The sequence below is a fragment of the Variovorax sp. 770b2 genome, assembly GCF_900115685.1.
GTDB lineage: Bacteria > Pseudomonadota > Gammaproteobacteria > Burkholderiales > Burkholderiaceae_C > Variovorax.
Genome location: NZ_FOXJ01000002.1, coordinates 538,855 through 559,931, shown reverse-complemented (window position 1 = coordinate 559,931; position 21,077 = coordinate 538,855). Strand labels below are relative to the sequence as shown.

The 21,077-nt window shown below is 67.4% G+C and carries 22 protein-coding genes; 9 read left to right on the top strand and 13 right to left on the bottom strand.

The genetic code is table 11. From position 1 onward, the window contains the following. Window positions 1–3: 3 nt before the first annotated feature. The 8 genes from BM133_RS18200 to BM133_RS35185 form a co-directional block, all read right to left on the bottom strand. Window positions 4–2,748 carry a DUF4118 domain-containing protein gene (locus BM133_RS18200; RefSeq protein ID WP_093436518.1) on the bottom strand — a complete coding sequence of 915 codons (2,745 nt, stop codon included), beginning with the start codon at window positions 2,746–2,748 and terminating at the stop codon, window positions 4–6. Window positions 2,749–2,773: 25 nt separating this feature from the next. After that, window positions 2,774–2,908, bottom strand: coding sequence for a hypothetical protein (locus BM133_RS35530; RefSeq protein WP_256219249.1), 135 nt, complete (start codon window positions 2,906–2,908; stop codon window positions 2,774–2,776). Beyond that, window positions 2,898–3,254, bottom strand: a complete 357-nt coding sequence (locus BM133_RS18195) for a hypothetical protein (protein WP_093436515.1) — start codon at window positions 3,252–3,254, stop codon at window positions 2,898–2,900. Before BM133_RS18195 ends, BM133_RS35530 begins: the two co-directional genes overlap by 11 nt. 10 nt (window positions 3,255–3,264) lie before the next feature. Then, window positions 3,265–3,861 carry a potassium-transporting ATPase subunit KdpC gene (gene kdpC / locus BM133_RS18190; protein WP_093436512.1) on the bottom strand — a complete coding sequence of 199 codons (597 nt, stop codon included), beginning with the start codon at window positions 3,859–3,861 and terminating at the stop codon, window positions 3,265–3,267. A gap of 12 nt (window positions 3,862–3,873) precedes the next feature. Then, window positions 3,874–5,967, bottom strand: coding sequence for a potassium-transporting ATPase subunit KdpB (gene kdpB, locus BM133_RS18185; protein ID WP_093436509.1), 2,094 nt, complete (start codon window positions 5,965–5,967; stop codon window positions 3,874–3,876). A 137-nt stretch (window positions 5,968–6,104) separates the two neighbouring features. After that, a complete protein-coding gene (gene kdpA / locus BM133_RS18180; protein WP_093436506.1) occupies window positions 6,105–7,913 on the bottom strand; it encodes a potassium-transporting ATPase subunit KdpA in 1,809 nt (602 codons plus the stop codon). Between the two features lies 1 nt (window position 7,914). Further along, complete coding sequence (kdpF, locus tag BM133_RS18175; protein ID WP_093243136.1) at window positions 7,915–8,013, bottom strand: K(+)-transporting ATPase subunit F; 99 nt, start codon at window positions 8,011–8,013, stop codon at window positions 7,915–7,917. Continuing rightward, window positions 8,010–8,150, bottom strand: a complete 141-nt coding sequence (locus BM133_RS35185) for a hypothetical protein (RefSeq protein WP_177224868.1) — start codon at window positions 8,148–8,150, stop codon at window positions 8,010–8,012. Before BM133_RS35185 ends, kdpF begins: the two co-directional genes overlap by 4 nt. A gap of 211 nt (window positions 8,151–8,361) precedes the next feature. On the opposite strand from BM133_RS35185, the gene BM133_RS18170 reads away from it, so the two are divergent. Continuing rightward, entirely contained in the window at window positions 8,362–9,033 is a 672-nt protein-coding gene (locus BM133_RS18170) for a helix-turn-helix transcriptional regulator (protein ID WP_093436503.1), read from the top strand. Window positions 9,034–9,074: 41 nt separating this feature from the next. Further along, entirely contained in the window at window positions 9,075–9,656 is a 582-nt protein-coding gene (locus tag BM133_RS18165; protein WP_093436500.1) for a superoxide dismutase, read from the top strand. Window positions 9,657–9,660: 4 nt separating this feature from the next. Here the strand turns inward: BM133_RS18165 and BM133_RS18160 are convergent, their stop codons facing one another. Further along, the gene (locus BM133_RS18160; RefSeq protein WP_093436498.1) at window positions 9,661–10,038 is read right to left on the bottom strand and encodes a VOC family protein; all 378 of its coding nucleotides are present in this window, start codon (window positions 10,036–10,038) and stop codon (window positions 9,661–9,663) included. A gap of 202 nt (window positions 10,039–10,240) precedes the next feature. On the opposite strand from BM133_RS18160, the gene BM133_RS18155 reads away from it, so the two are divergent. Then, entirely contained in the window at window positions 10,241–11,218 is a 978-nt protein-coding gene (locus BM133_RS18155; protein WP_093436495.1) for a Bug family tripartite tricarboxylate transporter substrate binding protein, read from the top strand. Window positions 11,219–11,278: 60 nt separating this feature from the next. Beyond that, entirely contained in the window at window positions 11,279–12,313 is a 1,035-nt protein-coding gene (locus tag BM133_RS18150; RefSeq protein WP_093436492.1) for an MBL fold metallo-hydrolase, read from the top strand. Window positions 12,314–12,359: 46 nt separating this feature from the next. Here BM133_RS18150 and BM133_RS18145 read toward each other — a convergent pair whose 3' ends face one another. From BM133_RS18145 to BM133_RS18130, 4 genes are read right to left on the bottom strand one after another with little or no spacing between them, the layout of a single operon-like run. Continuing rightward, entirely contained in the window at window positions 12,360–12,617 is a 258-nt protein-coding gene (locus BM133_RS18145; RefSeq protein ID WP_093436489.1) for a hypothetical protein, read from the bottom strand. A 31-nt stretch (window positions 12,618–12,648) separates the two neighbouring features. Further along, window positions 12,649–13,413: an SDR family NAD(P)-dependent oxidoreductase gene (locus BM133_RS18140; RefSeq protein ID WP_093436486.1), complete on the bottom strand. Its 765-nt coding sequence runs from the start codon at window positions 13,411–13,413 to the stop codon at window positions 12,649–12,651. 59 nt (window positions 13,414–13,472) lie between these two features. After that, window positions 13,473–13,943: a hypothetical protein gene (locus tag BM133_RS18135; RefSeq protein WP_093436483.1), complete on the bottom strand. Its 471-nt coding sequence runs from the start codon at window positions 13,941–13,943 to the stop codon at window positions 13,473–13,475. Beyond that, window positions 13,940–14,710 carry a Crp/Fnr family transcriptional regulator gene (locus BM133_RS18130; RefSeq protein WP_093436480.1) on the bottom strand — a complete coding sequence of 257 codons (771 nt, stop codon included), beginning with the start codon at window positions 14,708–14,710 and terminating at the stop codon, window positions 13,940–13,942. The genes BM133_RS18135 and BM133_RS18130 overlap by 4 nt, the downstream gene beginning before the upstream one ends. 84 nt (window positions 14,711–14,794) lie before the next feature. On the opposite strand from BM133_RS18130, the gene BM133_RS18125 reads away from it, so the two are divergent. The 5 genes from BM133_RS18125 (at window position 14,795) to BM133_RS18105 (ending at window position 21,032) form a co-directional block, all read left to right on the top strand. Continuing rightward, on the top strand, window positions 14,795–16,750 hold the full coding sequence (locus BM133_RS18125; protein WP_093436477.1) for an AMP-binding protein: 1,956 nt from the start codon (window positions 14,795–14,797) through the stop codon (window positions 16,748–16,750). After that, the gene (locus BM133_RS18120) at window positions 16,747–17,532 is read left to right on the top strand and encodes an ABC transporter ATP-binding protein (protein ID WP_093436474.1); all 786 of its coding nucleotides are present in this window, start codon (window positions 16,747–16,749) and stop codon (window positions 17,530–17,532) included. The genes BM133_RS18125 and BM133_RS18120 overlap by 4 nt, the downstream gene beginning before the upstream one ends. Window positions 17,533–17,547: 15 nt before the next feature. After that, a complete protein-coding gene (locus BM133_RS18115; RefSeq protein ID WP_093436471.1) occupies window positions 17,548–18,477 on the top strand; it encodes a branched-chain amino acid ABC transporter permease in 930 nt (309 codons plus the stop codon). Window positions 18,478–18,566: 89 nt separating this feature from the next. Beyond that, window positions 18,567–19,631, top strand: a complete 1,065-nt coding sequence (locus BM133_RS18110; RefSeq protein WP_093436468.1) for a branched-chain amino acid ABC transporter permease — start codon at window positions 18,567–18,569, stop codon at window positions 19,629–19,631. A 69-nt stretch (window positions 19,632–19,700) separates the two neighbouring features. Further along, window positions 19,701–21,032: an ABC transporter substrate-binding protein gene (locus BM133_RS18105; RefSeq protein ID WP_093436465.1), complete on the top strand. Its 1,332-nt coding sequence runs from the start codon at window positions 19,701–19,703 to the stop codon at window positions 21,030–21,032. Window positions 21,033–21,077 lie beyond the last annotated feature (45 nt).

Below are 21,077 nucleotides of genomic sequence, written 5' to 3'. Positions count from 1 at the left end.
GCTTCAGAGTTGGGCTTCGGCCGGTTCGGGCGGCTCGCGGCGTGGCAGGGTGACGGTGAATTCTGCACCGCCGTCGCGCGCATTGGCAGCCGTGATTTCGCCACCGTGCGCGCTGACGACCGCGCGGCAGATCGCCAGGCCCAGCCCGACGCCCGGCGTGGCTGATTCGGCTTCGCCGCGGGTGAACTTGTCGAACAGCTTCTGCTCGCGGCCCAGCAGCGCAGCGGGCAGGCCGGGTCCGTGGTCGCGTACCGTGAGCACCAGCGCGCCGGGCTCGGCGCGCGCGCCCACCACGATGGGCGGGGCGCCGTACTTGGTGGCGTTCTCCAGCAGGTTGACCAGCACGCGTTCGATCAGCACCGCATCGAACTCGACGAGCGGCAGGTCCGCATCGAGCGTGGTCTGCACGACGGCATCGCCGAGCGCCGTGCGCGCCGCGCGAATCGACGAGCCCACCACCTCCTCGACCGACTGCCAATCGCGCCGCAGGTTCACCGCACCGCCCGCAATGCCGCTTTCGAGCCGAGCCATGTCGAGCAGGTTGTTGACCAGCGCATGCAGCTCGTGCGCCTGCGCGACGATCGCGCGCGCCGCGTCGGCGTGTTCTTCGGGCGGCAGCGTCTGCAGCGATTCGGCCAGCGCGATGAGCGCAGTGAGCGGCGTGCGCACGTCGTGCGAGATCGCGCCGAGCAGCGCATTGCGCAGGCGCTCCGATTCCATCTCGACCACCGCCTGCTGCGCCACCTCGACGTAGTGCACGCGCTCCAGCGCGATCGCGATCTGCCGGGCCAGCGTGTCCAGCTGCTGCGCCTGTTCGGGAATCAGCAGCCAGCGCGGCTGCGCGGGCGACAGCGCCAGCACGCCGCGCACGCGCATGGGCGCCTGCAGCGGCACGTAGTGCCAGGGCTGCGCCGCCAGCGTGGCGGTCGCCAGGCCCGCGGGTTGACCGTGGCGGAAGGCCCAGTCAGCCACCTGCGCATCGAAGCCCTCCGGCGGCTCCTTCGGCAGCACGAGCTGGTCGGCCGCATCGGTCACCAGCACCAGCGCATGGCCGCCGAAGTGGCCTTGCACCGCGGCAGCGCCGAGCGTGACGACCTGCGTGCTCTCCAGCGCCGCCGAGAGTTCGCGCGTGAGCTCGAACAGCGAGCGCGCGCGCCGCTCGCGGCTGGTCGATACGCCGGCCGCAAAACGCAGCCCCGCAGTGAGCTGCCCCACCAGCAGGCCGACGCCCAGCATGATCGCGAAGGTCAGCACGTACTGCACATCGCTCACCGCGAACGACAGGCGCGGCGGCACGAAGAAGTAGTCGAACGCGGCCACGTTGAGCAAGGCCGCCAGCGCCGAAGGCCCGCGCCCGAAGCGCATCGCGACGCCGACCACGCCGAGCAGGAACAGCATCACGATGTTCGAGAGTTCGAGCACGCCGGCCAGTGGCGTGCAGACCAGCGTGAGCGCCACGCTCGTGGCCGTCGCCCAGGCGTAGCCGGGCCAGTGGATGGGTGCCTTCTCGTGATCGTCGTCGTCGGCACGCGGCGTGTTGAACGGCGTGCGCGCCAGGCGCCGCGCGCTGTCGGCGCGGCCGACTTCCAGGATGTCGAGGGCGGGCGCGCGTTGCGCGAGTGCCCGTGGCAACGGCACCGGCGCGGCGGGCCACCATCGACGCCAGCCGCTCGCGGGCTCCGAACGCCCCATCACCAGCGTCGCGCAGTTGAGCCGGCGGGCCTGCTCGGACAGTTGCTCGGCCACGTCGGAACCGGTGAGCACCGCGGTGGCCGCGCCCAACTCTTCGGCCAGCTTGAGCACCGCGAGGATGCGGTCGCGCTCTGCGGCGGCCAGGCGCTGCAGCCGGGGCGTCTCGACGTAGGCCGCATGCCAGCGCACATTCAGCTGGCCTGCGAGCCGCGCCGCGGTGCGCACCGTCTGCGCCGCGCCTTCGTGCGGCCCCACACACGCGAGGATCGCGCCCGAGGTGTTCCAGGCCTGCAGCGCGCCGCCATGTCCGTTGCCGGCCGCGCCCGATTGCTCGACGCGCCAGCCACGCACATCGTCTTCCACATGCTCGGCGGTGCGGCGCAGCGCAATCTCGCGCAGCGCGATCAGGTTGCCCTTGCGAAAGAAATTCTGCGCGGCGCGCTCGGCCTGCTGCGGCAGGTACACCTTGCCGGCTGCGAGCCGCGCGGTGAGTTCATCGGGCGTGACGTCGACCAGCACCACCTCGTCGGCCTCGTCGAGCACGGTGTCGGGCACCGTCTCGTGCACGCGCACGCCGGTGATGGCGCCGACCGTGCCGTTCAGGCTCTCCAGGTGCTGCACATTGAGCGCCGACCAGACCTCGATGCCCGCGGCCAGCAGCTCCTGCACGTCCTGCCAGCGCTTGGCATGGCGCGAACCCGGCGCGTTGGTGTGGGCCAGTTCGTCGACCAGCAGCACGGCGGGCCTGCGCGCAAGGGCGGCGTCCAGGTCGAACTCGGCGAGCGTGCGGCCGCGGTAGGCCAGCTCGCGCAGCGGCAGGGTGTCCAGCCCCGCGAGGAGCGCGGCGGTTTCGCTGCGGCCGTGCGTCTCGACCACGCCGATGAGCACGTCGCGCCCCGCGGTGCGCTCGCGCTGGGCCGCGCTCAGCATTGCCCAGGTCTTGCCGACGCCGGCGCTGGCGCCGAAGTAGATGCGCAACTTGCCGCGCAGCGCACGTGCCTCGTCGTTGCGCAGTTGCGCAAGCAGGGCATCGGGATCGGGGCGGGTGTCGGGCATGGAGGAGGTCGGATGGCTGCGCAGGTTATCGCATCGGGCCGCCCTTGCGGCGCCTGGCCTCGTGCCGTCGCGCGGTGCGCGAGAGCACCCACCAGGCAAAACCCAGCGGCACGAACAGCGCCGCGAGCGCCAGCAGCGCATGAAAGAGATCAGTGACCATCGCGCAGGCCGCAGCGTGCCAGGTGCTCGCGCCAGCTCACGAGCCGGCCGATCTCGCCGGAGGGCACGCACTCGATCAGGCGGTGCAGCACCTCGGCGTAGCTGGCGATGGGCAGGCGGATCATCAGCCGCACGCAGGGCGCATCGCTCTCCTGCGAGCAGAGGGCGTGCAGCAACGGCTCGCAGCGCACGACGCCCGCATCGGGGCAGCCCGCGATGCTGCGGCGCACGCGCAGCGCGTCGGCGCAGCAGACGGTGACATCGAGCACGTAGAACGGGCTCGTGGCGGTCAGGGGCGCGTGCATTCGCAACGTGCCGGAGTGTTCACGGTAAGCGGCATAGGCCATGGTTTTCTCCTCAACGCGCAGTCGAAGCAGTTGACGCATCGAGCGCGAGATTCAATGCGAGAACGTTGACGCGCGATTCACCCAGCAGGCCCCAGAGCGCGCCCTGGGTGTTCTTCTCGATCAGCGCGTTGATCTGTTCCACCGGCACCCCGCGCACGCGCGCGACGCGGGCCGCCTGGTACTGCGCAGCGGCGGGGCTGATGTCCGGATCGAGCCCGCTGGCCGAAGCCGTGACGAGGTCTACGGGCACAGGCGCGGTGTTGCCCGGGTCCGCGGCGCGCAGGGCCTCGACGCGCGCCTTGATCGCATCGGTCAGCGCCGGGTTGAGCGGGCCCTGGTTCGCGCCGCCCGAGGCGCTCGCGTTGTAGGGCTGCGGCGCGGTGGCCGACGGACGGCCCCAGAAGTGCTTCGGATCGCTGAAGTTCTGCCCGATGAGTTTCGAGCCGACGGTGGTGCCGTCGAGCACGATCAGGCTGCCCGCCGCCTCCTTAGGAAACACCGCTTTCGCGGCGCCGGTGACGGCCATCGGATAGATGAGCCCGGTGAGCGCGCTCAACAGTGCGAAGAGCACGATTGCGGGACGAAAAATGCTGCCATTGTTGTTCATGAGAAATGCTCCTCAGACCAGGTGGACTGCGACGAGCAGCCAGTCGATCAACTTGATGCCGATGAAGGGGACGACGAGGCCGCCCAGGCCGTAGATGGCCAGGTTGCGGCGCAGCAGCGCGGCAGCGCCCACCGGCCGGTAGCGCACGCCCTTGAGCGCGAGAGGGATCAGGAACACGATGACGAGCGCGTTGAAGATCACCGCCGAAAGAATCGCCGACGACGGGCTCGCAAGCCGCATCACGTTGAGCGCGCCCAGCTGCGGGTACGTCGAGACGAAGATCGCCGGGATGATCGCGAAGTACTTCGCCACGTCGTTGGCGATCGAGAAGGTGGTGAGCGAGCCGCGCGTCATGAGCAGCGCCTTGCCGGTCTCCACCACCTCGAGCAGCTTGGTCGGGTTGGAGTCCAGGTCGACCATGTTGCCGGCCTCCTTCGCGGCCTGCGTGCCGCTGCCCATGGCCACGGCCACGTCGGCCTGCGCGAGCGCGGGCGCGTCGTTGGTGCCGTCGCCGGTCATCGCGACCAGGCGGCCTTCGAGCTGGTAGCGGCGGATCAGTGCGAGCTTGTCCTCGGGCGTGGCTTCGGCCAGGAAGTCATCGACACCGGCCTCGGCGGCGATGGCCGCGGCGGTGAGCTTGTTGTCGCCGGTGATCATCACCGTCTTGATGCCCATGCGGCGCAGCTCGGCAAAGCGGTCCTTGATGCCGGTCTTGACGATGTCCTTCAACTCGACCACGCCGAGCACGCGGTCGCCCTCGGCCACGGCCAGCGGCGTGCTGCCGCGGCGCGCGGTTTCCTCGGCGGCGCGCAGCATCTCGGCCGGCATGCTGCCGCCCAGCGATTCGACATGCCGGCGGATCGCATCGACCGCGCCCTTGCGCAGCAGCACGACGTCGGTGTCCAGGCTGTTGGGCGCGGCCGGCAGGTCCACGCCGCTCATGCGGGTCTGCGCGGTGAAGGGCACGTAGCGTGCGATCTCGACGGCGGCGACCTCCAGGCCATCGCGGCGTGCGAGCTCGACGATGCTGCGGCCTTCGGGCGTTTCATCGGCCATCGAGGCGAGCATCGCGGCGCGGGCAAGCCGGCCCTTGGGCACGCCGGGCGCGGGCAGGAAGGCGCTGGCCTGGCGGTTGCCGTGGGTGATGGTGCCGGTCTTGTCCAGCAGCAGCACATCGACGTCGCCGGCCGCTTCCACCGCGCGGCCCGAGGTGGCGATCACGTTGGCCTGCATCATGCGGCTCATGCCGGCCACGCCGACGGCCGAGAGCAGGCCGCCGATGGTCGTCGGGATCAGGCACACCAGCAGCGCCACCAGCGCGGTGAGCGACACCACGGTGCCCGCACCCGTGGCCTCCACGCTGAACACCGAGAACGGCAGCAGCGTGACGGTGACCATCAGGAACACGAGGGTCAGCGCGACCAGGAGGATGGTGAGCGCGATCTCGTTGGGCGTCTTCTGGCGCTTGGCGGCCTCGACCATGCCGATCATGCGGTCCAGGAACGACTCGCCCGGGTTCACCGAGATGCGCACCACCAGCCAGTCGGACAGCACGCGGGTGCCGCCGGTCACGGCCGAGAAGTCGCCGCCCGATTCGCGCACCACGGGCGCCGATTCGCCGGTGATGGCGCTTTCGTCGACCGAGGCCACGCCTTCGATCACTTCGCCGTCCAGCGGGATCACGTCGCCGGTCTCGACCAGCACGACGTCGCCCTTGCGCAGGTTGGGCGCTTGCTCGGGCAGCCACTGGCCACCGTGATGCGGCTCCGTCAGCTTCTTGGCCCAGGTGTCTTTGCGCAGGCCGCGCAGCGACGCGGCCTGCGCCTTGCTGCGGCCTTCGGCGAGGGCCTCGGCGAAGTTCGCGAAGAGCACGGTGAACCACAGCCAGATGGTCACGGCGAGCACGAAGGCGGGCTTCATGCCGGTGTCGCCCGGGAAGCTCAGCGCATGCAGCCAGAGCAGGCTGGTGAGGATGCTCCCGATGTAGACGATGAACATCACCGGGTTGCGCCACTGGGTGCGCGGGTTCAGCTTGGCGAAGGCGCCCCAGAGGGCGGGCTTGACCAGCGCTGCATCGAACAGCGAGAGAGAAGATTTCGTTTGCATATCAATTACTCCGAAACATGGAGTCCAGGAACACCGCGGAACCGGCTTTGCCGGGCCGCTGGTGTTGCCCCCGGTAGGGGGTTGGCGAAGCGACACGAAGTGCGCGAAGCCTGGGGGCGAGCCTCATTGCATGCTCCTTATTTCCAGAGCACCAGGTGTTCGACGATCGGCCCGAGAGCCAATGCCGGCACGTAGTTGAGCAAGCCGACCAGCAGCACGGTGCCGATCAGCAAAGAGACGAACAGCGGGCCGTGCGTGGGCAGCGTGCCGCTGGTGACGGGCAGGCGCTTCTTGGCGGCCAGCGAGCCGGCAATGGCCAGCACCGGCACGATCATCGCGAAGCGGCCGAGCCACATGGCCAGCGCGAGCAGGCCGTTGTAGAAGGGCGTGTTGGCCGAGAGGCCCGCGAAGGCGCTGCCGTTGTTGTTGGCGGCAGAGGTCAACGCGTAGAGGATTTCCGAGAAGCCATGCGCGCCGGGGTTCGCGATGCCGGCCTTGCCGGCGCCCGCGATCACCGCCACCGCGGTGCCGGCCAGCACCAGGATGGGCGTGACCAGGATGGCGATGGAGAGGAGCTTCATCTCGCGCACTTCGATCTTCTTGCCCAGGTACTCGGGCGTGCGGCCGATCATGAGACCCGCGATGAACACGGCGAGCATCGCGAAGATCAGCATGCCGTAGAGGCCGCTGCCGACGCCGCCGAACACCACTTCACCCAGCTGCATGAGCACCATGGGCACCATGCCGCCGAGCGGGGTGAGCGAGTCGTGCATGACATTCACGGCGCCGCACGAGGCAGCGGTGGTGATGACGGCGAAGAGGGCCGAGGCGTCGATGCCGAAGCGCACTTCCTTGCCTTCCATGTTGCCGCCGGCCTGCAAGGCGCTGGACATCTGGTCGACGCCGAGCGACGCGAACAGCGGATTGCCGGTCTGCTCGGCGGGCGTGATCACCATCACCGCGACGACGAACATGACCGTCATCGCCGCGAGCACGGCCCAGCCCTGGCGCATGTCGCCCACCACGTGGCCGAAGGTGAAGCACAGCGCCGCCGGGATCAGGAAGATCGCGATCATCTGCAGCAGGTTGCTGAGCGCGGTCGGGTTCTCGTACGGATGCGCCGAGTTGGCGTTGAAGAAGCCGCCGCCGTTGGTGCCGATCATCTTGATGGCTTCCTGCGAAGCGACCGGGCCCATGGCGAGCGTCTGCGTCTTCGTGGTGGCGTCTTCCATCACCGGGGCGCCCTTCTCGTCCTTCAGCGCCTGGCCGTCTGCGCCGGTCTTGGGCTGCTGGAAGGCGGTGGTCTCGACGGTGTCCACGGACTTGTAGGCATCGAAGTTCTGGATCACGCCCTGGCCCACGAAGAAGACCGCGAGCACGAACGACAGCGGCACCAGCACCCACAGCGTGACGCGGGTGATGTCGGCCCAGAAGTTGCCGACCAGGCCTTTGCTGCCGGCACCGTCGCCCCGGCGCGCAAAGCCGCGCACCAGCGCGAAGGCCACCGCGATGCCGGTGGCGGCCGAGAAGAAGTTCTGCACCGTGAGGCCGAGCATCTGCGTGAGATAGCTCATGGTCGATTCACCGGCGTAGCCCTGCCAGTTGGTGTTGCTGACGAAGCTCACCGCGGTGTTGAAGGCCGAGTCGGCCGACACCGCGCTCATGCCGGCCGGGTTCAGCGGCAGCACGCCCTGCAGGCGCTGCAGCGCGTAGACGACGATGGCGCCAAGGAGGTTGAAGGCCAGCAGCGCCAGCGCATAGGTGCGCCAGTTCATCGAACGCTCGGGGGCGGTGCCCGCGAGCTTGTAGAGCGGCGCCTCGACGCGCTGCATCCAGCGCGGCACGCGCTCGTTGCAGAGGGCGGCGAGGAACTTGCCGACGGGCCAGGCCAGCACGGCGAGTGCGGCGAGGAAGAGGGCCAGGAGGCCCCAGGCGGACGCGGTCATTTCAGAATTCCTCGGCGCAGATCAGCGCGAAGACGAGATAGGCGAACAGGATCACGGCGATGAGCGCGCCGAATCCGTAGAGGACTTCGAGGCTGATCACGATGCTTCTCCGTTGCCGGTGTTGCCGGCATGACCGGCGTTCGGCGGGTTCGGTCCCTCGAGCCTGTTCAGCCCGACGACCATGGCCGCCACCACGACCCAAAGCGCCAGCAAGGCGCTCATCCAGACGATGTCCATTCAATTGCTCCTGGAGCGAAACACAAGGCCTTCAGTCTCGGCAGACGCCCGTAAAAACGGGGAACAGAGTCGGTGGGGGCGCATAAAGAAAGCGTAAAAACGCGCGGCCGGATGGCCCCTGCGTGCCGGGGTCATTGCGGCGCTGGCCTCGACAGCGCAGGTGGCCTCGCCTAATAATCAAAGCAATTGCCTGATAAATGGCAACCCGCCCATGCACACACGCCCCACGAAACCGACCGTGCCCGCCTGGCAGCCGCACCAGCCGGCAGACCGCATCCTCTCCACGCTCAAGACCCGCGGCGCGCTCGGCATTCCCGACATCGCCAAGGTGCTGGGCGTCACGGTGGAAGCGGTGCGCCAGCAGATGGCCAAGCTGGAGACCGAGGGCCTGGTCGATGCGGAGAGCCGCCCGAGCGGCCGCGGCCGGCCGACGCAGATCTGGCGTCTCACCGGCGAGGGCCACAAGCGCTTTCCCGACACGCACGCCGAGATGACGGTGCAGATGATCAGCGCCGTGATCAGCGTGTTCGGCGAGAAGGGCATGGACCAGCTGATCGATGCACGCGAGAACACCATGCGCGCCAACTACACCGAGGCCATGCGCGGCGCGCGCAGCCTGAAGACGCGGCTGGAGCGGCTTGCAGAAATTCGCAGCCGCGAGGGCTACATGGCCGAGTTCCGGCCCGAGGGCGACGGCTTTCTCTTCATCGAGAACCACTGCCCCATCTGCACCGCGGCGCAGGCCTGCACGGGCTTTTGCCGCAGCGAACTGCAACTCTTCGACGAAGTGCTGGGGCCCGAAGTGACCGTCAGCCGCGTCGAGCACGTGCTCGCAGGCGCGCGGCGCTGCGCCTACCAGGTCAGCCCGAAGCCGCGCGCCTGAACACTGAACAACGATTTACCCACAACCCCAAAGGAACCACGATGGAACACAAGCTCCCACCCCTGCCCTACGCCCTGGACGCGCTGGCACCCGAGTACTCGCAAGAGACCCTCGAGTACCACTACGGCAAGCACCACAACGCCTACGTCGTGAACCTCAACAACCTGCAGAAGGGCACCGAGTTCGAAGCCCTCACGCTGGAAGAGATCATCAAGAAGGCCAGCGGCGGCATCTACAACAACGCCGCCCAGATCTGGAACCACACCTTCTTCTGGAACTGCATGAAGCCCCAGGGCGGCGGTGCTCCGACCGGTGCGTTGGCCAAGGCCATCGATGCCAAGTGGGGCAGCTACGACGCCTTCAAGGAAGCCTTCGTGAAGTCGGCTGTCGGCAACTTCGGTTCGGGCTGGACGTGGCTCGTGAAGAAGGCCGATGGCTCGGTGGACATCGTGAACACCGGCGCCGCCGGCACGCCGCTGACGACCGCGGACACCGCGCTGCTGACCGTCGACGTCTGGGAACACGCCTACTACATCGACTACCGCAACCTGCGCCCGAAGTTCGTCGAGACCTTCCTGGCCAAGCTGGTGAACTGGGACTTCGTCGCCAAGAACTTCGGCTGATCGATCAGCCGTTGATCAGGTTCAGGATGTTCCCATCGGGGTCCTTGAACCACGCGACCTTCATGTCGCCCATGACATGGAGGTCGCCTTCGAGTTTCGTCTCGGGCATGTCGTAGTGCTCGAAGCGCACGCCCTTGGCCTTGAGCGCCGCGGCGAGGCGCCCGATGTCCGCGCCGACCTGCCAGGTCACGGCCGTTGCCTGGTTGGTGCCGGCGAATTCGGAGCGGTACACGTTGATGCGCGTGTTGCCACTGCGGTAGACGACGACTTCGTCGCCCTCCGCGTCGACCTGGGCGAGGCCCAGCGTGTCTTCGTAGAAGCGGCGGGCCACCGCGAGGTCTTTCACCGCGAGGTTGGCCGTCGCATCGATGTTTCCGAGCATGGTTGTCTCCTGTGTTGATCGACATTTCATGTTCGACGCCCGACCGGCCCTGTCAAGTCGCCGCCGTCTGATACGGGACCCATCGCGAACCACGAAAACAGCGCCGCGCCACTTCCGGCACACTGCACCCTCGGTGCAGTGAGGCCAAAAGACCTCCACGCCACTGCTGCAACCCGCCTCGATCCGACAAAGAGACAAACCCATGATCCGCAAACTCACCCGCACGCTGGCCCTTGCGCTGGCACTCCCCCTCGCGTTCGCCACGGCCGTGCACGCGCAGAGCTACCCCACCAAGCCCATCCGCATGATCGTGCCCTTCCCGCCCGGCGGCGGCACCGACATCCTGGCGCGCCTGGTCGCGCAGAAGCTCGCCGAGGCCAACCACTGGACCGTGGTGCCCGACAACCGCGGCGGCGCCGGCGGCACCATCGGCATCGCCGAAGCGGCGCGCGCCGCGCCCACGGGCTACGACATCGTGATGGGCCAGAAGGACAACATGGTCGTCGCGCCCTGGCTCTACAAGAACCTGAGCTACAACCCGGTGAAGGACCTCACGGCCGTGGCCCACGTGGCCTACACGCCGGTGGTGATCGTCACGCAGGCCAATTCGAAGTTCAAGACGCTGGACGACGTGGTGAAGGCCGCGCGCGCCGCGCCCGACACCATCACCTACGGCTCGCCCGGCAACGGCACCACCATCCACCTGGCCGGCGAGATCTTCAACAGCGCCGCCAAGATCAAGATGCGCCACGTGCCCTACAAGGGCTCCAACGCGGCCATGATGGACGTGCTGGCAGGCAACGTCGACCTGATGGTGTCGTCGGTGCCCTCTGCCATGGCGCAGATCAAGGCCGGCAAGCTGCGCCCGCTGGCGGTCACGTCCGCCAAGCGCAGCACCTCGCTGCCCGAGACGCCCACCGTCGCCGAGCTCGGCTACAAGGGCTTCGACGTGAGCACCTGGTACGGCATCTTCGTGCCGGCCAATACGCCCAAGGACATCGTCGCCACGCTGAACACCGAGGTCAACAAGCTCCTGGCCACGCCCGAGATGAAGGCCGCCATCATCGGCCAGGGCGCCGAACCCGAGAGCATGACGCCCGAGCAGTTCGGCGCGCTGCTGAAGACCGACTACGAGAAGTGGAAGGGCATCGTGCAAGCCTCGGGCGCGACCATCGAATAAGCCTTCGCGTCGCAGAATGGTGTTTCCACAACGGGCCGCGACGACGGCATGGAGACACCGATGGCATTCCGCAAGAACCCACGCACCCTGCTGCTGAAGACAACCGCCCTGGCAGCGGTTGCCGCTTTCATCCAGGGCTGCGCGCAGACACCGGCGCAGCAGCCGCCCTCCGAAGCCACCATCGCCGCGCACGTTGCCGCGGCCACACGCGATGCGGGCACCGACCTCGCGCCGCTCCTGGCCCTTTGCAAGCCCGCGCCCGCCGCGCAGCCGCCGCAGGCCGAGCTCGACAAAGGCCTCAGGGCACTCATCGACAAGCCCGCGCCGCCGCCGGGCAAGGCCTTCGACAACCTCTACTTCGTGGGCGCCGACTGGGTGAGCGCGTGGGCGATCAAGACCTCGGACGGCATCATCCTCATCGATGCGCTCAACAACCAGATGGAAGCCGCCGCGCTCATCGAGGGCGGCATGCGCAGGCTGGGCCTGGACCCGGCGCAGATCAAGTACGTGGTCGTCACGCACGGCCACGGCGACCACTACGGCGGCGCGCCGTACCTCGCGCAGAAATACCGCGCCCGCGTGGTGATGAGCGAAGCCGACTGGACGATGACCGAGACGAAGCTCGAATTCGCGACGCCGGTCTGGGGCGCACCGCCCAAACGCGGTGCGGGCGACATGTCGGTGAAAGACGGCGACCGCCTCACGCTCGGCGACACCACCGTCACGCTGTACATCACGCCGGGCCACACCATGGGCACCATCTCTCCGGTGTTCGACGTGACCGCCGATGGCCAGAAGCACCGAGCGATGCTCTGGGGCGGCACGGCCTTCAACTTCGGCAAGAACGTGCCGCGGCTGGGGAGCTACATCGATGCGACGCGGCGCATGGGCACGGTGGCCGAGGCGCAGAAGATCGATGTGCTGGTGTCGAACCACTCGGGCTACGACGGCTCGCAAGGCAAGCTGGCTGCGCTGCGGCAGCAGCCAGCGGGCGCGGCGAATCCCTTCGTGATCGGCACGCCCGCGGTATCGCGCGCGTTGAACGTGATGGGTGAATGCGCGCAGGCGCAGCGGGACCGGTTCGTGCTGCAGTGATGCTGTCTTGCCCTCCCCCAGCGGGGGAGGGAGAAATACCGCAGGCTCAGTCCGGCACGAACTTCGTGTTGAAGATATCGACGTCGGTGTCCAGCTCGAACGTCACCACCTGCCCCATCTTCCCGTCGCTCATGCGGCAGGCCGAGAACAGGCTGTAGCGGCCCTTGAAGTAGAACTCGTCCATCACGATCAGCGCGTACGGGTACGGCACGAAGACCTGGTGTTCGAAGATGACGCGGTGCACGTTCCTCGGCGACGGAAAGAGCTTGTAGTCGTTGGTGTCGATCGACTTGGCGGTGGCCATGCGTGCTCGCTTTCTTTTTTCTCCCGGGCGTTCAGGCCGGGTCGCGCACGTCGGCCACGGGGTTCGCGCCGAAGTCCTCGCGCGCCAGGTACTTGAGCACCTTGGCCGCCGCGGTGGCGGGGCTGTCCAGGCGGCCGTCTTCCTTCATGCTCACGAAGCGCGTGCGGTCCGGAAAGTTCTCGGCCGATGCGCCGCGCAGTTGCACCTGCATGTCGGTATCAATGATGCCGGGCGCGAGCGAGACGATGCGCGCGCCATTCGGCGCGGCCGCTTCCTCGAGCGCCACGGCCTGAGAGAAACGGTCCATGCCGGCCTTGGCCGCGCAGTAGGGTGCCTGGCTGCCCATCGCGTTGCGGCCGAGGCCCGACGAGATGTTCAGCACCTTGCGTGCGCCGCGCCATTCGCGCGTGGCATTGAGGAACGCGGCGGTCAGCAGCATCGGCGCTTCGAGGCCGATGCGCAGTGCCAGCGACAGCTCGCCAAGCACGGCGCCGGCCAACGGCGCCGGGTTGCCGACGGTGCCTGCGTTGTTGATGAGGGTCACGCTGTCGAAGCGCTGCGCATCGAGGGTCTTGAGCCAGGCCGACACGCGGGCCGATGCGGCGACGGGGTCGGACAGGTCCTGCTCCCATTGCGTGAGCTCGGCGCCGGCGGCCTTGGCAATCTCGGCCAATTGCGGGTCTTGCTTGCGAGAGATGCCGAGCACGACATGGCCGGCTTGCAGCAGTTGTTCGGCCATGGCGCGGCCCAGGCCGCGCGAGGCGCCGGTGATGAGGGTGAGGTGGGAGGCGGTCATCAGGAAATCTTTCTTGAACGAAGGCGGGGAGGTTAAGGGGGATTGAAAGGCCTCGCGGCTCAACCGGTACGGAATTGCTTGCGCAAGAAAGCGCGGTGCCGCGCGATGTGCTGCAACTGCGCAGGCGCGATGGTGCCGCCCAGGTCGACTTCGTCGGCGCCGTTGAGCACCGCATTGGCATGCGTCATCGCACGCGCGACGACTTCTTCTTCGCTGACACCGCTGTGCGCCGCGAGGTCGAGGGCCACGCGCCGCATCGCGCGCTGCGAGAGCATCCACATCGCGCCGAAGCGGTCCCAGGCAAGCGCGGCCTCTTCGGCCTTCTCGCGGTCCGCAAGGATCTCGCTGAGCGGCTTGGCGAGAATCGCGTCGAGCGCATCGATCTTCTCGGTCAGCGCCTCGTTGCGTTCGATGGCTTGCGCCAGCGTCGGGCCGGCGTCTTCGGCCTTCGTCTTCGGCGCCTCGGGCGGGGGGATGAAAGCCGCTTCCGCGTTCGCGGGCACGACCTGGAGCTGGTCTTTGAGGGTCATGAGGTTTCCGTTTCCGCCGAGGCGTTCTTCTTGTTCGACATCGCGCTCACGCGCAGGCCCGGCAGGTCGAGCACGCGCAGCCCACCGTACTCCACCCGGATCAGCCCCTGCGCCGAGAGGCCGTTGAGCGCCTCGTTCACGCGCTGGCGCGAGAGGCCCACCAGGTACGCGAGCTCCTGCTGCGTGATGCGCAAGACCTCGCCCACGCCCGGGTACAGCACCGGGTTGAACAGCGACACCAGGTTGCGCGCCACGCGCGCGTCGGGGTTGTTGAGCCGGTCGATCTCCAGCGCCGCGATGAATTGGCCCAGGCGTTCGTTGAGCTGGTTCATCACGAAGCGGTTGAAGCCGATCGAGTGATCGAGCAGCCAATGGAAGCTCTCGATCGGCAGCCCCGCCACCACGCTGCGGCGCAGCGCCTGGATGTTGTAGCGGTAGGGCTCGCGCTTCATCACCGTCCCTTCGCCGAACCAGCCGCCCGGCGGAACGCCTGTGTAGGTGACCGAGCCGCCGTCGGCGTTGTCGTTGCTCATCTTCAAGAGGCCTTCGACCACGCCGAACCAGTAGGTGGGCGAGCGGCCGACGCGGCAGACCAGGTCGCCGGGCTCGGCCTCGCCCACCACGAGCGCGGCTTCGGCGCGGCGGCGCTCGGCGGGCGTGAGCGTGGGCAGCCAGGGAATGCCGCCGAGTTCCGCGGCATTGGCGGCACGCACGCGGTCCTTGATCGAATTGCCGAGCTGGCTCTGGTTGAGGTTGCCGTGAGGCATCGGGAAACTCCGGGGAGTAGTGTCCCTAGGATTGTCGTTGGAACGACAACCGGGCGTCAAAGTGAGACCTACGATCCGGCCACTGTGCAAACAACCGCCCCTACCTTCCCCCGTCTGCTGCTCGCGCACGCCCAGGCCCAGCCTGGGTCGCCCGCCGTGCGCGAGAAAGACCTCGGCATCTGGCAAACCTGGACCTGGAACGCCGTGGCCGAGGAGGTGCGCGAGATGGCTTGCGGCCTCGCAAGCCTCGGCTTCAAGGCCTTCGACAACCTGGCCATCGTGGGTGCCAACCGGCCGCACCTGTACATGGCGGTGGTCGCGGCACAGAGCCTGCGCGGCGTGCCGGTGCCCCTGTACCAGGATGCGGTGGCCAGCGAGATGGTCTTCATGCTGCAGGACGCGGCCATCGACTTCGTGATCGTCGAAGACCAGGAGCAGGTCGACAAGCTGCTCGAGTGCCGCGAGCTGCAGAAAGACCAGCAGCACGGCATCCGCCACATCATCTACGACGACCCCAAGGGCCTGCGCCACTACGACCAGCCCGGGCTCATGAGCTACGAGCAACTGCGCGCGCTGGGCCGCGAATTCGACAAGGCCAACGTCGGCTGCTACGACCGCGCCGTGGCGAGCGGCGAGGCGACGGACGTCGGCGTGATCCTCTACACCTCGGGCACCACCGGCCGCCCCAAGGGCGTGTGCCAGACGCATGCGAGCTTCATCGCGGCGGGCCGCGGCGGCGTGGAGACCGACCGGCTCGGCCCCGGCGACAACATCATGAGCTACCTGCCGATGGCGTGGGTGGGCGACCACCTCTTCTCGGTGGCGCAGTGGCTGGTGGGCGGCTTCACGCTCAACTGCCCCGAGTCGGCCGAGACGGTGATGAACGACATGCGCGAGATCGGCCCGAGCTACTACTTCGGCCCGCCGCGCACCTTCGAAGGCTTGCTCACTGCGGTGTCGATCCGCATGGAAGACGCGGCGGCTCCCAAGCGCTGGCTCTATGCGAAGTTCATGGCGCTCGCGCAGCGCGTGGGCGCGGACATCCTCAACGGCGCGCCGGTGAGCACGGGCGACCGGCTGATGTATGGCCTGGGCAACCTGTTGATCTACGGGCCGCTGCGCAACGTGCTGGGCATGAGCCGCATCCGCGTGGCCTACACGGCCGGCGCGGCCATCGGGCCCGACCTGTTCCGCTTCTATCGCTCCATCGGCGTGAACCTCAAGCAGTTCTACGGCCAGACCGAGACCTGCGCCTACGTGTGCCTGCAGCAGGACGGCAAGGTCAAGCTGCAGACCGTGGGCACCGCCGCACCGGGCATCGAACTGAAGATCGCGGAAGACGGCGAAGTGCTGGTGCGCGGCGTCTCGGTGCTGAAGGAATACTACAAGCGCCCCGACGCCACCGCCGAGGTGCTCGATGCGAATGGCTACTTCCACACCGGCGATGCGGGCGTGCTCGACAGCGAAGGCCACCTGCGCATCATCGACCGCGCGAAAGACGTGGGCCGGCTCGTGGGCGGCGCGATCTTCGCGCCCAACTACATCGAGAACAAGCTCAAGTTCTTTCCGCAGATCAAGGAAGCGGTGTGCTTCGGCAATGCGCGCGACGAAGTCTGTGCGGCCATCAACATCGACTTCGAGGCCGTGGGCAACTGGGCCGAGCGGCGCGGCCTGGCTTACGGCGGCTACGTCGACCTGGCCGGCAAGCCCGAGGTGCTGGCGCTGATTGCCGAATGCATCGCCAAGGTGAATGCCGACCTCGCGAGCGAAGACGGCATGGGCGAGACGCAGATCGCGCGCTTCCTCGTGCTGCACAAGGAGCTGGACCCCGACGACGACGAACTCACCCGCACGCGCAAGGTGCGGCGCGGTTTCATCGCCGAGAAATACGCGGTGCTGCTCGATGCGCTCTACGGCGGCAAGACCGAGCAGTACATCGAGACCCAGGTCAAGTTCGAGGACGGGCGCACGGGCGTGGTGAATGCCACGCTGAAGATCATCAAGGTGAAGACTTTCCCCATCGTGAAGGCGGCCGCATGAGTGCGAGAAAGACCGGCGAGGTCATCCTCGACGTGCAGAACATCTCCCTGAGCTTCGGCGGCGTGAAGGCGCTCACCGACATCAGCTTCAATGTGCGCGAGCATGAAGTGCGCGCCATCATCGGGCCGAACGGCGCGGGCAAGAGCTCGATGCTCAACTGCATCAACGGCGTCTACTGGCCGCAGCAGGGCTCCATCACCTTCCGCGGCCAGACCTTCAAGCACATGAACTCGCGCCAGGTGGCCGAGATGGGCGTGGCGCGCACCTTCCAGAACCTGGCGCTCTTCAAGGGCATGAGCGTGCTGGACAACATCATGACGGGGCGCAACCTCAAGATGAAGAGCGGACTGCTCGCGCAGGCCTTCCGCTGGGGCCCCGCGGAGCGCGAAGAGTTGCGGCACCGCGAATTCGTCGAGCACATCATCGATTTCCTGGAGATCCAGGCGCACCGCAAGACGCCGGTGGGCCGCCTGCCCTACGGCCTGCAAAAGCGCGTGGACCTGGGCCGCGCGCTCGCGATGGAGCCGCAGGTGCTCTTGCTCGACGAGCCGATGGCCGGCATGAACGTCGAGGAAAAGCAGGACATGAGCCGCTTCATCCTGGACGTGAACGACGAGTTCGGCGCCACCATCGTTCTCATCGAGCACGACATGGGCGTGGTGATGGACATCTCCGACCGCGTGGTGGTGCTGGACTACGGCAAGAAGATCGGCGACGGCACGCCGGACGAAGTGCGCAACAACGAAGACGTGATCCGCGCCTACCTCGGCGTCGAGCACTGATCACGAAAGAACACGATGGGCTTTTTCCTCGAAACCCTGTTCGGCGGCCTCATGGTCGGCATGCTCTATTCGCTGATCGCCATCGGCTTCGTGCTGATCTACAAGGCCTCGGGCGTCTTCAACTTCGCGCAGGGCGCGATGGTGCTGTTCGCGGCGCTCGCCATGGCGCGGTTCTCCGAGTGGTTCCCGCTGTGGTTCGGCTTCCAGAACCAGATCCTTGCGAACATCCTGGCCTTCATTGCCGCGATGGCGGTGATGGTCGTGGTGGCCTGGCTCATCGAGCGGCTCGCGCTCAGCAAGCTGGTGAACCAGGAGGGCATCACGCTGCTCATGGCCACGCTGGGCATCGCCTACTTCCTGGACGGCCTGGGCCAGACCATCTTCGGCAACGACATCTACAAGATCGACGTGGGCATGCCCAAGGAACCGCTGATGGTGTTCCAGGGCACCTTCGAAGGCGGCCTGCTGCTGAGCCAGGAAGACCTGATCGCAGCGCTGGTCGCAGCGGGCCTCGTGGTGGTGCTGGCCATCTTCTTCCAGAAGACCGCCACGGGCCGCGCGCTGCGCGCGGTGGCCGACGACCACCAGGCCGCGCAGTCCATCGGCATTCCGCTCAAGCGCATCTGGGTGATCGTGTGGTCGGTGGCCGGCTTCTCGGCGCTGGTGGCCGGGATCATCTGGGGCTCCAAGCTTGGCGTGCAGTTCTCGCTGTCGCTGGTGGCGCTGAAGGCGCTGCCGGTGGTGATCCTGGGCGGGCTCACCTCGATTCCGGGCGCGATCATCGGCGGCCTTTTGATCGGCGTGGGCGAGAAGCTGTCTGAAATCTATCTGGGCCCCATGCTCGGCGGCGGCATCGAGATCTGGTTCGCCTACGTGTTGGCATTGGTCTTCCTGCTGGTGCGGCCCCAGGGCCTGTTCGGCGAAAAAATCATCGATCGGGTCTGAAATGAAAAGCCCCCACGCTCATCACTTCGTGTATCGCTGCCCCCCGAGGGGGCGCTCAATGCCCTTCGGGCGGCCGGACGGGCATTGATATGTTCTACAGAGAAAACGGCCAGTTCAAGTCGAGCTACCGCGCCGACCAACAGATCCTGCCGATCGCGCAGGACCGCATCGCGATGCTGGTGCTGCTGCTCGTGGCGTTCGTCGTCGTGCCGCTGGGCGTCTCGGACTACTGGATGCGCGCCATCCTCACGCCCTTCCTGATCCTGTCGCTCGCAGCGCTGGGCCTCAACATCCTGGTCGGCTACTGCGGCCAGATCTCGCTGGGCACCGGCGCCTTCATGGCGGTGGGCGCGTACGCGGCCTACAACTTCCAGGTGCGCATCGACGGCATGCCGCTCATCGCCTCGCTGCTCTTGGGCGGCCTTTGCGCCACGGTGATCGGCGTGCTCTTCGGCATTCCGAGCCTGCGCATCAAGGGCCTGTACCTGGCGGTGGCCACGCTGGCCGCGCAGTTCTTCACCGACTGGGCGTTCCTGCGCATCCAGTGGTTCACCAACAACTCGTCGTCGGGTTCGGTGAGCGTGGCGGGGCTCAACGTGTTCGGCGTGCCCATCGAGTCACCGGTGCAGAAGTACCTGTTCTGCCTCCTCTTCGTGGTGGTGTTCGCGCTGCTCGCCAAGAACCTGGTGCGCAGCGCCATCGGCCGCGAGTGGATGGCCATGCGCGACATGGACGTGGCCGCCGCGGTGATCGGCATCCGCCCCGTGTACGCCAAGCTCACGGCCTTCGCGGTGAGCAGCTTCATCGTCGGCGTGGCCGGCGCGCTGTGGGGCTTCATTCACCTGGGCGCGTGGGAGCCGGCGGCATTCAGCATCGACCGCTCGTTCCAGCTGCTGTTCATGGTGATCATCGGCGGGCTCGGCTCGATCATGGGCAGCTTCTTCGGCGCCGCCTTCATCGTGCTGCTGCCGCTCTTTCTGAACCAGCTGCCGTCGTGGCTGGGCTTCTCGATTTCGACCGCGCTGGCCTCGCACCTGGAGACCATGATCTTCGGCGCGCTGATCGTGTTCTTCCTGATCGTCGAGCCGCACGGCCTTGCGCGGCTGTGGTCCACGGCCAAAGAGAAGTTGCGGCTCTGGCCCTTCCCGCATTGAGAGAGTTTTCCCGAGAGTTCCCGTTCGTAAAAAACCCCGGCACCGAGGTGCCCACAAAAGGAGACAGGCATGAAACTGAAATCGCTCGCTCTGACCGCCGCCCTGGTGGCCAGCACCCTCGGCGCCCTGCTCGCGCCATCGCTCGCGCAGGCGCAGGCCAAGGAGCAGTTCTTCCCGCTGCTGGTGTACCGCACCGGCCCCTACGCGCCCAACGGCACGCCGTGGGCCAACGGCAAGCAGGACTACCTGAAGCTGGTCAACGCGCAAGGCGGCATCAACGGCGTGAAGATCACTTTCGAGGAATGCGAAACCGGCTACGCGACCGACAAGGGCGTGGAATGCTATGAGCGCCTGAAGGGCCGCCCGGGCGTCGCGCTATTCGATCCGCAGGCCACCGGCATCACCTTCGCGCTCACCGACAAGGTGCCCACCGACAAGATCCCGCTCGTCACGCTCGGCTACGGCCTTGCGGCTTCGCAGGACGGGGGCGTCTTCAAGTGGAACTTCCCGCTCATGGGCAGCTACTGGACCGCGGCCGACATCCTGATCCAGCACCTGGGCAAGAAAGAGGGCGGCCTGGACAAGCTCAAGGGCAAGAAGATCGCGCTCGTCTATCACGACTCGCCGTTCGGCAAGGAGCCGATCCCGCTGCTGCAGGAGCGCGCCAAGATGCACGGCTTCGACCTGTCGCTGATTCCGGTGACCGCGCCCGGCGTGGAGCAGAAGTCCGCCTGGCTGCAGGTGCGCCAGCAGAAGCCCGACTTCGTGCTGCTGTGGGGCTGGGGCGTGATGAACTCCACCGCGCTGAAAGAGGCCGTGGCCACGGGCTTTCCGCGCGAGAAGATGTACGGCGTGTGGTGGGCCGGCGCCGAGCCCGACGTGAAGGACGTGGGCGCCAACGCCAAGGGCTACAACGCGCTCGCGCTGAACGGCTCGGGTCCCGACAACAAGGTGATCCAGGACATCCTGAAGCAGGTGCACGACAAGGGCCAGGGCTCGGGTCCGCGCGACGAAGTGGGCTCGGTGCTCTACACGCGCGGCGCCATCATCTCGATGCTGAGCGTGGAGGCCGTCAAGCGCGCGCAGGAGCGCTTCGGCAAGGGCAAGGTCATGACCGGCGAGCAGGTGCGCTGGGGCCTGGAGAACCTGGCGCTCGACCAGAAGAAGCTCGACGCGCTCGGCTTCGCCGGCGTGATGCGCCCCGTGAGCACCTCGTGCCAGGACCACATCGGCTCGACCTGGGCACGCATGGAAACCTGGGACGGCGCCAAGTGGAACATCGCGCCCGAGTGGTACCAGGCCGATGACCAGATCATCAAGCCGATGGTGAAGGGTGCCGCCGACAAATACGCCGGCGAGAAAAAGCTGACGCGCCGCGAAGCAGCGGATTGCCAGTCTTGATGCACTGAGTGCCGTGGCGGCTCGCAAGAGCCGCCATTCGCAAGA